Below are 12,318 nucleotides of genomic sequence, written 5' to 3'. Positions count from 1 at the left end.
CGTCACGCAACCTTTTGCCGGGGGTGACATCGTCCGATGGTTCAGAACCGGGCGCTGTCCAGATAGGCGCGGGTATGCGCGGTGTCCTGCATGCGGGTTTCGTTGACCGGCAGCTCGGCTGCTTCGGCCTCGGTCCCGCTCAGGGCGGCGGCAGCAACGGCAGCGGGGGCTGCGGTTCCGGCCAGTTTCAGGAAATCACGGCGACTTGTGCCGTCATCCTTGGGTTTGCTCATCGGATCGTCTCCTTCTCCGTTTCGCGCTGTGGCACGAATTCGTGCCGGTGAAAGGCAGGTCACCCCGCCGTCATTCGAAAGCCGTCTTTTTCAATGTCCATGAACACCCGCCCGGCAGCGCCGACCGAGGCATAGAACACCGAATTGTTCGCGCCTTCCAAATCCGTGAAAAAATGTCCGGCCCAGGGGCCGATATGGCGGTTCCAGAATGTGCGTTGATCCTCAAGGGTCGCAGGCGTGCCAAAGCGGCCCACGATCATTCCGGCCATCATCTCCATGAGCGAGGCGATGTTATCCTCGGGCTCGTACACATTGGGCGCGCGGGTGATGCCGCGTGCCGCCATGTCGCCGCGCAGCTGCGCCAGCGGTTTTTCGTTCAGAAACCCGGTCAGGTAATAACTGGCATAGGGGAGCAGTTCACCCCGGCCCAGCCCGATGAACAGCGCGTTGAATTCGCGTTCGGCGGCAGCGAGCTTGGTGACCTTGGCGACCCTCGCAATACCCTGGATCGCCTGACCAAGATCGCTGTCGTCGCCGCTCAGGCCAGCGGCTTGATCCAGCAAAAGCTGATCGGGCGGGCCCGCCAGCAACAGCCCCAGAAAATTATACAAATCCGCGCGCAGCCGGTCTTCCTCGGCCACGGGCGTCTGTGGTGTCTTTTCGGCGGTTTCGCTCATGTCGTCCCTGTTGTTGGTGTCAGCTTATCCGCAGTATCGTCGAACGCAAAACGCATTCGACGCGTAGCGCCTGTCGCCGGGTATAGACTTTCGTCGGGGTTTTCGTCTGCCCTCTCGGGATTCGGCGTTTCAGCTTCGGCGGCGGGGGGCGGTGTTTCCTCCTCCGCCAGCGCCATATCGTGAGGGGTTTCGATCTCGGGCTCGGCCTCGGGCAATGCGTCGTCTTCGGTCTCTGCCTCGGCCTGGCGGGCCATTTCCTGAATATGGGCCAGCATGCCCTTGCCAACCTGATAGGTGGTCTGAAGGTTTTCGACCACCGTGGCGCTGTCGGTGAAATCCTCGCCGTAGTCGACCAGACCGTCGATATTGGCCAGCACCGGGTTCAGCCTCCAAAGCTGACGCAGCGCGCGGCGGCGCAGCCGGTCGGGCACCACCTTGGCCATGAAGGCGCTGACATCGTCGCCGGGTTTCAGATCGTCGGGGTCGGGCAGGTTCAGCTCGGCCAGGATTTCCGCATCTTCGCGCGCTTCCATCTCGGCGCGCTGGGATTCGACCTCGCGGTCGGCCTCGGCCGCGACGGCGGCCTCCTCCTCGGCCTGAACGGCGGCCTGACGGCGCGACCAGAAATCTCCGCCCCGGCTCATTGCACAACCCGCTTTCCGGGCGCGCGATAGACGTCGGCAGCCTGCCGGATCCGCGCATCCCCGATGCCATCCTCGCGCAGGTCCACGCGTTTCCTGTCGCGCCGGCGTTTGATGAATTCCTCGTCCTCGTGATGCTCAAGAACAAAATCGCGCACCCAGGCGATCAGCCCCTCGCTCATCGGGACCTTTTCAACGATCTCTTCGCCGCTGTCGGCGTAATCCTGACCCTCATAGGGCGAGGCCGTCACCAGAACGGCCTGCAAGGGCGCCTCGTCCTCGGCTTCGTCCCGCAACACCACGTAGATCGACGGAATATGATCCGACAGGTTGGCCAGGTAGGCCTCGGTATCGCTTGAATGGAGAGTCAGGGGCAGGGTGGCCGCGTGGTATTCGATTGCATCGCCTTCGCGGCGCAATTCCAACCAGTCGCCCGGTGCGGCCCCGGGCAGCACCGCAACCGCGCGCCAATGCCACTTGGCCCAGCGGGTCACGCCGGGCATGCGGCGGATCACCACGCCCAGTGGCATCTCGATCTGCACAGCGCCGGTCTTGGTCAAGTTTCAGTCTCCCCAACGGGCGCTCGTTGTCGGCGCCCTTGGGGGAACTATGTGACAGAAATCAGCAACCGCCAACCCTTTTAGCCGAAATTGCTCAGGTTTTCAGACCAATTCCGCTGGAAGCCGGATGCGAAACAGGGCTAACCTTTGAAAAAGGCGGATTGAATCGTCGGGGTGGGCGCATGGCTCACTTCTGCGTGGGGCGCTCGTAAAGATGGGGAAACAGGCCATCGGGCCGAAAGATCACAGGCTTTACCGCGACGGGGGCTTGTGTCTAGGGTGCGACGGTTCGGCGGGCTGCGACGTCAGGCGCCGTTGGGGAGGATTGAATGACCAAGTCGTTGATTTTATGCGACTGTGCGGGCACGCAGGCGCCTGACGGCGAACGCATTGGCGCCGCCTGTGATGTCAAGTGTTCGCGCATACATAGCGCGCTTTGCACCACACAGATCGACGCGGCCGCACAAATGGTGGCGGGGCGCGATGTGCTGATCGCCTGCACCCAGGAGCAGGAGGTGTTCCTGGCGCTCGCCGATGAACTCGGGGCCGAGCCGCCGGCCTTCGTCGATCTGCGTGACAGGGCCGGGTGGTCCGATCAGGCGGACGATGCCGGGCCCAAGATGGCCGCGCTGGTGGCCGAGTCGCTGCTGCCGGCGGCGCCGGTCCGTTCGCTCGACGTGATCTCCGAAGGCACATGCCTGATCGCAGGGCCGGGGGACGTGATCCTGCCGCTTGCCGAACAGCTTTCGGGCCTGTTGGCCGTCACCGCCCTGATCACCGACGCAGAGGAGCCGCCGGTTAGCCGGGCCTTTGATACCGTGCGCGGACGCCTGAAACGGGTGATCGGTGCCTTGGGTGGTTTTCAGGTTAAGATCGACGCGCTTGAGCAGTTGGATCCGACCGGACGCGGCGGGTTTTCCATGGAAAGCCCGCGGGATGGCGGCACATCCGACTGCGATGTTGTGATCGATCTGACGGGCAACGCCGCCATGGTGCCCGCCCCGCACAAGCGCGAAGGATACCTGCGGGCCGATCCGCGTGATCCGCTGGCCGTCGCGCGCATCGCGTTCGAGGCGGCGCAACTGACCGGTACTTTCGAAAAACCGCTTTACGTGAATCTTGAGGAGTCGCTTTGCGCCCATTCCCGTGCCGAACAGATCGGGTGTTCGAACTGTCTGGACATCTGCCCCACCGGGGCCATCACACCGAACGGGGATCATGTGGCAATCGACCCAATGATCTGCGCCGGGTGCGGGGCCTGCGCGGCGCTTTGCCCGTCAACGGCGATCACCTATCAGGATCCTCCCGTTTCCAATCTTTTAATGCGTTTGGAGACACTTGCGCGAACTTTCTCATCCTCTGGCGGCACCGCGCCGCGGCTGCTGGTGCATGATGCCCATGGGGCCGAGATGATCCGCCTTGCGGCCCGGTTTGGCCGCGGTCTGCCCGCAGATGTGATCCCGCTGGAACTACCGGTCATTTCCGGGTTTGGACATGCCGAAATGCTGGCCGCACTTGCCCATGGCTTTGCATCGGTCGATATCCTGCTGGCCCCGACGACCGAGCGCGACGCGCTGGAGCGGGAACAGGCGCTGGCCTCGGCCATAGCAGGCGATGGACGGTTGAACCTGCTGGATGAACAAGACACGGACCGGATGAGCGACGCGCTCTATGCTTATGAAAAGAAACCTGTTTCGGTTCAGCCGGTCATGCCGATGGGCAATCGTCGCCAGATCGCCCGCCTGTCCGCTCAAGCCCTGAACCCCGACGCCGACGCCCCTCTGCCGCTGCCCGAGAACGCGCCCTATGGGGCCGTTCTGGTCGATACGGACGCCTGCACCCTGTGTCTGAGCTGTGTATCGCTGTGTCCGTCGGGGGCGCTGATGGACAACCCGGACATGCCGCAACTGCGGTTTCAGGAGGATGCCTGCCTGCAATGCGGGCTGTGTGCCACCATCTGCCCCGAGAACGCCATCGCGTTGAAGCCGCAACTGGATTTGAGTGACAAAGCGCTGTCGCAACAGGTGCTGAACGAGGAAGAACCGTTTGCCTGCATCGAATGCGGCGCGTTGTTCGGGGTGAAATCGACCATTGACAGGATCATGGACAAGCTGGCCGGAAACCATCCGATGTTTGCCACCTCGGATCAGGCACGGATGATCCAGATGTGTGATAATTGCCGCGTAAATGCCCAGTTTCACAGTGAAAACAACCCATTTGAGGGCGGAGAGCGTCCGCGGGTGCGGACCACGGATGATTATCTTTCAAAGCGGCGGGATCACTGAGTTTGCAACGGTGCCCCAAGATCAGCCGCCGCGATAGCCGCCACATAGGCGAGAATGGCATCCAGATCGTCCAGCGTCATGTGCAGGGGCACGATCGGCGACGGGCGTTCCGGGTCGAACGGCTCAGTCACGTCGGCGATTTGGGTAAAGGCGCCATGCGGGCGCAGGACAAAGAACTGTTCAAACCGGTTGTTCCAGTCGGGCAGGCTGCGCAGCACGGCAAAGGACGGGGTCGATCCGATCCCGTTCATCTGGTTGACGGTGCCGACAACGTGGCAGCGGCCACAGTGTTTCAGCGACAACACGGCCCCCAGAGCGGCGTCGCCGCTGATCTCGGGGGCGGTGACGACCTTTGCCACGTCAATGCTGGCCGAGTAGAGCGCCGTACCGTCCGGTTGAAAACTTTCTACCGTGCGTTTGCCGATGTCCGATGTCAGCCAGTCGCGAAACTGCGCCGCGCGCGGGTCATCGCCAATCCGCAGGTGATAGATGATTCCGTTGCCCAGAAACACCGGCACACCGGGCGGATCGGGGGCCAGTATCATCGCGCCGCTCGCATCGTCGATCACCCGAACGCCGGTTTTCAGCGAAAAGCGTGGCAACAGGTGTTTCAGCAACCCGCTGTCGCGCACCGCATCCGGCGCGCTCAGGCCCAGGGTATCCTGGGCCGAGAGGGGGCTGGCGGACAGCGCCAGTGTCAGGCACAACAGCAACATACGCATGAGGCCAAGCCTATGGGGGCAAGGCGGTTTGCGTCAATTGTTCTGAAGTCATCCAAAGGAGAAACGCCATGAGCGACGATTTCAACATGTCGATGCGCAAGTTCCTCAAGCAGGTCGGCGTGACCAGCCAGCAGGCCATCGAGGACGGGTTGCGCAAGGCGGGCGACACCGCAGGCAAGCGTTACGAGGCCAGGGTTGTTCTGACCATCGACGGTCTGGACGTGCACCATGTGGTGACCGGCACAATTCAGGGGAATGACTGATCCATGACCACACGTGACGCGGTTCTGGCAGAGCTGAAACAGATCACCGACCCGGTTTCAGGCAGCGATATTGTCGCGGCGGGCCTGGTGCGCGCGCTGACGGTCGAAGACGGCGCCGTTCGCTTCGTTCTTGAGATCGACCCGGCACAGGCGCAGGTGATGGAACCCGCCCGCGCCGAGGCCGAGGCGCGGATCAAGGCGATGGAGGGGGTCAAAAGCGTATCGGCGATGATGACCGCCCACAGCCAGAAGGCGCCGCCGCCCGATCTGAAAGCCGGGCGCAAGGCCGAACCGGAAGGCCCGCAAAAGGTGCCGGGTGTGGACCGGATCGTGGCAATCGCCTCGGGCAAGGGCGGGGTGGGCAAATCCACCGTCGCCGCCAACCTGGCCGTGGCCCTGGCCGCCGAAGGGCGGCGTGTGGGCCTGCTGGATGCGGACGTTTACGGCCCGTCGCAGCCGCGCATGCTGGGCGTCAGCGGGAGGCCGGCCTCGCCCGATGGCAAGACGATCCTGCCGATGCGCAACCATGGTGTCACCATGATGTCGCTGGGCCTGATGACGAACGAGGATCAGGCGGTTGTCTGGCGCGGCCCGATGCTGATGGGCGCGTTGCAGCAGATGATGCTTCAGGTGCAATGGGGCGCGCTGGATGTGCTGCTGATTGACCTGCCCCCGGGCACCGGCGACGTGCAACTGACCCTGACCCAGAAATTCGCCGTCGATGGCGCGATCATCGTCAGCACGCCACAGGATGTAGCGCTTCTGGATGCGCGCAAGGGCATTGATATGTTCAACCAGATGAAGACACCGATTCTGGGCATGATCGAAAACATGTCGACGCATATCTGTTCGAACTGCGGGCACGAGGAGCACGTGTTCGGCCACGGCGGTGTCGCCGCCGAGGCGGCAAAGCTGGGCGTTCCGCTCCTGGCCGAAATCCCGCTGCATCTGGATATCCGTCTTGCGGCGGATGGCGGCGCGCCGATTGTGGTCAGCAAACCCGACAGCCCGCAGGCGGTAGCGTTCCGCGCCGTGGCGCGGGATCTGGTGGCCAAGGGCTACGCATGAGCGGCGAGCCGACATTTCCGCCGCTGATGCGCGGCGTTGCCGTGACCGGCGCGGCCGATCCGATGGCCAAGGCCTGTGCCATGGCGGCGCTGGGGTGTGACGGGGGCACGGTCGTGCACAACGTTCAGGCCGACCGCCTGCGCGCGGCCATCGTGTTCGCGCCCGAGGTTCCGCTTGAGGAGGCCATGGCCATGCTGCCGGTCTGTGCCGTCGGATTTCAGAACGCCTTGGGCGCACTGGCCCCGCCCGAGGTGGCGGTGCATCTGACATGGGACGGCGCGATCAAGGTCAACGGCGCGGGCTGTGGTGCGCTGCGGGTCGCGGCGTCAACCGATGATCCGGTGGCGGTGCCCGACTGGCTGGTCGTGGCGCTGGATGTGCCGATCCTTCAAACCGCGTCTGATCCGGGGGAAAATCCGGATGTCACGGCGCTTTATGACGAAGGCTGTGCCGAGGTGGACCCTGTTCACCTGCTCGAAAGCTGGGCGCGCCACACGCTGGTCTGGATCAACCGCTGGGATGACGAGGGCAACGCGCCGCTGCACAGCGAATGGATGGGGCTGTTGCTGGGCGTGGGCGAACCCGTGGAACGTGAGGGCCACAAAGGTACCTTTCTGGGCGTTGATGACCGGTTCGGCATGCTGATCCGCGACGACAAGACAACCCATCTGATACCGATGAGCCACCTGTTGGGAGAGCCGTCATGAAACTGGCCCGCGCAATCCATTTCGACGAAAGCGACATGAATGTCTTTCACTCTCCGGCCCGCACCGGAGAATGGTGCATTTCCGGCGGGTTCGAGTTTTCGAACTGGGGGCAGGGCGATCTGGAAGGCAAGGCGCGACAGGCCTTTGCCAATGGCTGGCTGGGCATCGAAACCTTTGGCCGGGTGACATTTGTTGCCGTGACACAGGTGGAACAGGCCGAGGTCGACGCACTGACACAGGCGCTGGCGCAGCATTTCGTCGATGTCTATGGCGCGCCGTCGCTTGAGGCGGCGCTGCCCGTGGCCCAGGACGAGATCGCGCATATGGCCGACCTGTGCGAAGACCACGATCCCAACACCCTGATCACCGTCGCGCGCGACCTGACCGAGGCAGGGGTCAAGGAAACCTATCGCACCATCGCCGCGCAAGAGGCGGGGATCGACCAGTTCGCGGTGCACGGATCGCTGGACGAGTGAGGCCGGCGTTCAGCCCGTGCCGAGTGTGAGCGTCCCTCATCTTTCACGTGATGAACGGCCTTTCTGAATCATACCCTGCCAGTCTGACGTGCCGTTCTGGTCCAAACGTCTGGCAATTCTGACCCGGACCGTACAGTCGATCCCGCGCCACTGACCGGCAGCGATGCGGAGGGAGCGGACCCTCGTTCTATTTGAAGCGATGACCGGACTCTCGGGTCAGGCGAGGCGACTGTCTGAACCCGGACGCGGGGTCATTGGGGTCTGCTCCGGCCGAATGTAGAATGACACCCTAAGCTCTTTTCAGCTTTGAGAAGTCGTCTTGGATTTTTTTTGTTTGCCCTGTTTCATGGTTCCAACGGTGTATTGCCGTTTCGCAATCGCTGCCATTGGCCAAAAATAACAATGCATCACCTGTTCCATTCCCGGCAATGCAAACAGCCGAGTCTGGCCACCCTGACCAAGCCCGCATGGCTTTTGTTTCACGGAGCACATCATTTGCTGTCCTCTTGAGACGCTTCTTGTCGGACTTGTCCCAGATCGGATGCAATTTCCACGTATCGTTGTCGCAGATTACTTCGCCACCGTTTTCGGCAATCATCGAGGCTCGGTATGACTTTGGCAGACTGATACCTAAATTGCGTTCGCATTCCACGACATATTGTTCGTCTACAGGCCAAGGCATTGAGCCCCCTCCATCTTCAAAACTGGTTTTCCATAATCACGCTGTTTCCCGTTGGGATCAACATACCGGTAGAGGGCTCTCTTGCACAATTCCCATGACAGACTCATCTCGTGCATCCAGCGTGATAACCGGAATGCATGAACAGACCGACACCTCCGACCTGCAAGACTGGGAACTAACCAACCTGTAACGAAGCGCTCAACCATCAGGGCTCCCTGACGATCAGGTTCGACCCCGCGATAAGCTGGGCCGCTGTGGCGACAGGCAGGCGTGGCGGACGCAGAGCTACATCGACGCCGCCCTCAATATTGAACTTTGGAGACAGGCTGGACGATGTAATGTCCGCTCCCTGCGCAGCGCTGCCGTTAAAAGCCAGCGCAGTATCCGTCACATCGGGCTTAATCGAGACCCTGGCTTCACGCTGTGCCAAGGTCCTTTTTTCCATTTCTAAGTTTTGGGTCGGATATGTGACGTGATGATCAAAGTCATTTGATGTTTCAAACTCAGTAACGATGTAAAAGCGAGCCGGTAACTATTCTGCCGGTCAGGAAATCCGGCAAGAACGGATTTTCGGTCCAGGGCTGGGGCGCTGTTCATTCCAACCCCAGAAACCCGCCGTATTGCCCGCGTTTGAACATCAGCCCCTGTCCCGGACGATAGGCGGCCTGTTCGACCTGGCCCACGACGATAGAATGATCGCCCGCGTCATGCACGGCAACGCGGCGGCATTCGAACCGGGCCAGACATCCGGCCAGTACTGGCAGCCCGTCGGGCGTGGGGGCCCAGTCCACAGTTTCGAACGCTTCGCCCGTGCGGGCAAAATGCAGGGCGAGATCCTGCTGATCTTCGGCCATGATGTGGATGATGTAACGCTCGGCCCCGACAAACACGTCGTGGCGCTGTGACTTTTTCCCGGGGCACCACAGGACAAGCGCCGGGTCGAGCGAGACGGAGGAAAAGGAATTGGCCGTCATTGCGACGGGTCCGCGCGGCCCCAGCGTCGTCACCACGGTGACACCCGTGCCGAAACACCCCAACGCATCGCGATAGGGCCGTTCGTTGCCGGGGCCGGGGGAAAAGACAGTGTCGGACATTGTTTCGCGCGTTAGGGTTCCTGAACGCTCAGGTGCCATGCGCGGGCAGGATTGTCCATGACCCGCCCGTGGGGGCGGGTCATTTCCGTTTCATCAGGCGGTGGCTTTTTCGACCAGCGCGGACATATCGCGTGCGATGGCATCGATATCGCCCATGGCGTCGATCGACTCCAGCACACCCTTGTCGCGGTAATAGGCGATCAGCGGCGCGGTCTGAGCGTGATAGGCCTCAAGCCGGCTGGCGACCGTTTCGGCATTGTCATCGGCGCGGCGTTTCATGTTGGTGCTGCCGCACTTGTCACAGGTTCCGGCCACTTTGGGTGCCTTGAACGTGTCATGGTAGCCTTCGCCGCAATCGCCGCAGGTAAAGCGCCCGGAGATGCGGGTCACCATGGCGGCGTCATCCACCTCAAGGCTGATGGCGGCGTTGATGCGCTGGCCGCTTTCGGCCAGCAACTTGTCCAGCGCCTGTGCCTGAACCGTCGTGCGCGGGAAGCCATCGAGGATGACCCCCTTGGCGCAATCGGGTTCGGCCAGACGGTCGCGCAGGATGGCGATGACAATGTCGTCGCTGACCAGCTCGCCCGCTTCCATTACGGCCTTGGCGGCCTTGCCTGCCTCGGTGCCTGCCGCAACAGCGGCGCGCAGAAGGTCACCGGTCGACAGCTGGATCAGACCGAATTTCTGTTCCAGCATCCGGGCCTGCGTGCCCTTGCCCGCGCCCGGAGGCCCCAGCAGGATCAGAACGGCGGGCGTGGTTGTTACGGCAGCATCCATGTCGGTTACCCCTTGGTCGCGCGGTTTGCGATCAGGTCATCGACAACCGACGGATCCGCCAGGGTCGACGTATCCCCAAGGCTACCGAAATCGTTCTCGGCGATCTTGCGCAGGATACGGCGCATGATCTTGCCCGAACGTGTTTTCGGCAGACCCGGTGCCCACTGAATGACATCCGGTGACGCGATCGGGCCGATTTCCGTGCGCACCCAGGTGCGCAGTTCCTTGACCAGATCGTCCGAGGGTTCCTCGCCGTTCATCAGGGTTACATAGCAATAGATGCCCTGGCCCTTGATCTCGTGCGGGTACCCGACCACGGCGGCTTCGGCCACCTTGGCGTGGGCGACCAGCGCGCTTTCGACCTCGGCCGTGCCCATCCGGTGACCCGAGACGTTGATCACATCATCGACGCGCCCGGTGATCCAGTAATCGCCGTCCGCGTCGCGGCGGCAGCCGTCGCCCGAGAAGTAGTAGCCTTTGTAATCCGAGAAATAGGTTTTCTCGAACCGCTCGTGATCGCCCCAGACGGTGCGCATCTGGCCGGGCCAGCTGTCCTTGATGGCCAGAACGCCCTCGACGCCGTTGCCTTCGATGATCTCACCCGACTGCGGGTCAAGAACGACGGGCTGAACGCCGAAGAACGGTTTCTGTGCCGCGCCGGGTTTGGTTGCATGGGCCCCGGGCAGGGGGGTCATCATGTGGCCGCCGGTTTCGGTCTGCCACCAGGTGTCGACGATGGGGCATTTGCCCTTGCCGACGACGTCGTTGTACCAGTTCCAGGCCTCGGGGTTGATCGGTTCGCCCACGGTGCCCAGCAGGCGCAGCGAGGACAGATCGCATTTCTCGACGAACTCGGTTCCCTGACCCATCAGCGCGCGAATGGCGGTGGGGGCGGTGTAGAATTGGTTCACCTTGTGCTTTTCGCAGACCTGCCAGAACCGGCTGGCATCGGGGTATGTCGGCACCCCTTCGAACATCAGAGTGGTCGCGCCGTTGGCCAGCGGGCCATAGACGATATAGCTGTGCCCGGTGACCCAGCCGACGTCCGCGGTACACCAGTAGACATCGCCATCATGGTAATCGAACGTCACCTCATGGGTCAGCGCGGCATAAACCAGATAGCCGCCGGTGCAGTGCACGACGCCCTTGGGCTGACCCGTCGATCCCGAGGTGTAGAGGACGAAAAGCGGGTCTTCGGCGTTCATCTCGGCGGGCTTGCAGTAATCATCGGCTTCAAGCGCCATTTCATTGTAATCGTAGTCGCGCCCATCGACCCATGTTGTCTGGCCGCCGGTGCGCTTGACGACAAGGCATTTCACCTTGTCCGAACAATGCAGCAGTGCCGCATCGGCATTGGACTTGAGCGGTGTCTGACGACCGCCGCGCGGGGCATGGTCGGCGGTGATGACGACCTTGGCCTCGGACCCGTTGATCCGGGCCGCCAGCGCGTCGGGCGAGAAGCCGGCAAAAACGATCGAGTGAATCGCACCGATGCGGGCACAGGCCAGCATGGCATAAGCGGCTTCGGGGATCATCGGCAGATAGATCACGACCCGGTCGCCTTTGCGCACGCCCATCGATTCCAGGATGTTGGCCATCCGGCAGGTGCGGCGATGCAGTTCCTTATAGGTAATGTGCTGGGCGGCCTCGTTCGGATCATCGGGTTCAAAGATGATCGCGGTCTGGTCGCCACGGGTTTCCAGGTGACGGTCGATGCAGTTGGCCGATACGTTCAGCGTACCGTCCGCGAACCAGTTGATCTTGACCTGGCCCAAGGTGAAATCGACGTCTTTGACCTGGGTGAAGGGTTTGATCCAGTCGACCCGCTGGGCCTGCTCGGTCCAGAAGCCTTCCGAGTCGTTCACCGACGCGGCGTACATCTCGTTGTACTTGGCCTCGTTCACGTGGGCCCGTGCGACTGTCTCGGCAGACGGCGGGTAAACCGTGGACTGTGTCTTGTCGGATTGCGCAGTGTTGGTCATAAGAGGCTCCTCCCTCTGCCTGGTAACTGAATGGCCAGCGATATGTCCTCGGCCCAGCATGGCCGGACATATCCCCCTGAGGCGAGATAATAGCCGGGTCTGAAAATAAAGGAATAAGGCGCCGAAATAAAACGATTTGCTTGTAAATTTT

At 62.2% G+C, this 12,318-nt stretch carries 14 protein-coding genes; 5 read left to right on the top strand and 9 right to left on the bottom strand.

The genetic code is table 11. The annotated features are described in order from the left end of the window. Nucleotides 1-41: 41 nt before the first annotated feature. The 4 genes from ACXYMO_RS04195 to ACXYMO_RS04180 are packed head-to-tail and all read right to left on the bottom strand — an operon-like array spanning nt 42 to nt 2,081. Nucleotides 42-233 carry a ubiquinol-cytochrome c reductase iron-sulfur subunit N-terminal domain-containing protein gene (locus ACXYMO_RS04195; protein ID WP_458877400.1) on the bottom strand — a complete coding sequence of 64 codons (192 nt, stop codon included), beginning with the start codon at nt 231-233 and terminating at the stop codon, nt 42-44. A gap of 59 nt (nt 234-292) precedes the next feature. Then, nucleotides 293-910 carry a TorD/DmsD family molecular chaperone gene (locus tag ACXYMO_RS04190; RefSeq protein ID WP_458877399.1) on the bottom strand — a complete coding sequence of 206 codons (618 nt, stop codon included), beginning with the start codon at nt 908-910 and terminating at the stop codon, nt 293-295. Further along, nucleotides 907-1,554 (bottom strand): DUF3306 domain-containing protein, encoded by a 648-nt coding sequence (locus ACXYMO_RS04185; RefSeq protein WP_458877398.1) that lies wholly within the window; start codon nt 1,552-1,554, stop codon nt 907-909. Before ACXYMO_RS04185 ends, ACXYMO_RS04190 begins: the two co-directional genes overlap by 4 nt. Further along, a complete protein-coding gene (locus ACXYMO_RS04180; RefSeq protein WP_458877884.1) occupies nt 1,551-2,081 on the bottom strand; it encodes a DUF3305 domain-containing protein in 531 nt (176 codons plus the stop codon). Before ACXYMO_RS04180 ends, ACXYMO_RS04185 begins: the two co-directional genes overlap by 4 nt. Before the next feature lie 359 nt (nt 2,082-2,440). On the opposite strand from ACXYMO_RS04180, the gene ACXYMO_RS04175 reads away from it, so the two are divergent. Continuing rightward, the gene (locus tag ACXYMO_RS04175) at nt 2,441-4,396 is read left to right on the top strand and encodes a 4Fe-4S binding protein (protein WP_458877397.1); all 1,956 of its coding nucleotides are present in this window, start codon (nt 2,441-2,443) and stop codon (nt 4,394-4,396) included. Here the strand turns inward: ACXYMO_RS04175 and ACXYMO_RS04170 are convergent. Next, nucleotides 4,390-5,118, bottom strand: coding sequence for a hypothetical protein (locus tag ACXYMO_RS04170; protein WP_458877396.1), 729 nt, complete (start codon nt 5,116-5,118; stop codon nt 4,390-4,392). The two genes, ACXYMO_RS04175 and ACXYMO_RS04170, sit on opposite strands and share 7 nt — an antisense overlap. 68 nt (nt 5,119-5,186) lie before the next feature. Between ACXYMO_RS04170 and ACXYMO_RS04165 the strand changes: the two genes are divergently transcribed. The 4 genes from ACXYMO_RS04165 to ACXYMO_RS04150 are packed head-to-tail and all read left to right on the top strand — an operon-like array spanning nt 5,187 to nt 7,632. Beyond that, nucleotides 5,187-5,381: a DUF6494 family protein gene (locus tag ACXYMO_RS04165; RefSeq protein ID WP_458877395.1), complete on the top strand. Its 195-nt coding sequence runs from the start codon at nt 5,187-5,189 to the stop codon at nt 5,379-5,381. Between the two features lie 3 nt (nt 5,382-5,384). Beyond that, a complete protein-coding gene (locus ACXYMO_RS04160; protein WP_458877394.1) occupies nt 5,385-6,449 on the top strand; it encodes an Mrp/NBP35 family ATP-binding protein in 1,065 nt (354 codons plus the stop codon). Further along, nucleotides 6,446-7,156 carry a biotin/lipoate--protein ligase family protein gene (locus tag ACXYMO_RS04155; protein ID WP_458877393.1) on the top strand — a complete coding sequence of 237 codons (711 nt, stop codon included), beginning with the start codon at nt 6,446-6,448 and terminating at the stop codon, nt 7,154-7,156. Before ACXYMO_RS04160 ends, ACXYMO_RS04155 begins: the two co-directional genes overlap by 4 nt. Continuing rightward, nucleotides 7,153-7,632 carry a DUF6505 family protein gene (locus tag ACXYMO_RS04150; RefSeq protein ID WP_458877392.1) on the top strand — a complete coding sequence of 160 codons (480 nt, stop codon included), beginning with the start codon at nt 7,153-7,155 and terminating at the stop codon, nt 7,630-7,632. Before ACXYMO_RS04155 ends, ACXYMO_RS04150 begins: the two co-directional genes overlap by 4 nt. A 289-nt stretch (nt 7,633-7,921) precedes the next feature. Here ACXYMO_RS04150 and ACXYMO_RS04145 read toward each other — a convergent pair whose 3' ends face one another. The 4 genes from ACXYMO_RS04145 to acs form a co-directional block, all read right to left on the bottom strand. Beyond that, nucleotides 7,922-8,314, bottom strand: coding sequence for an SMI1/KNR4 family protein (locus ACXYMO_RS04145; RefSeq protein WP_458877391.1), 393 nt, complete (start codon nt 8,312-8,314; stop codon nt 7,922-7,924). A 593-nt stretch (nt 8,315-8,907) separates the two neighbouring features. Continuing rightward, nucleotides 8,908-9,408, bottom strand: a complete 501-nt coding sequence (locus tag ACXYMO_RS04140; protein WP_458877390.1) for a flavin reductase family protein — start codon at nt 9,406-9,408, stop codon at nt 8,908-8,910. 93 nt (nt 9,409-9,501) lie between these two features. Then, nucleotides 9,502-10,185: an adenylate kinase gene (locus tag ACXYMO_RS04135; RefSeq protein WP_458877389.1), complete on the bottom strand. Its 684-nt coding sequence runs from the start codon at nt 10,183-10,185 to the stop codon at nt 9,502-9,504. Nucleotides 10,186-10,190: 5 nt separating this feature from the next. After that, entirely contained in the window at nt 10,191-12,167 is a 1,977-nt protein-coding gene (gene acs / locus ACXYMO_RS04130) for an acetate--CoA ligase (RefSeq protein ID WP_458877388.1), read from the bottom strand. Between the last annotated feature and the right edge of the window lie 151 nt (nt 12,168-12,318).

It is taken from the genome of Arenibacterium sp. CAU 1754 (assembly GCF_054482635.1).
The sequence above is the reverse complement of the archived record's forward strand: the minus strand, read 5'-3'. Positions and strand labels throughout refer to the sequence as shown.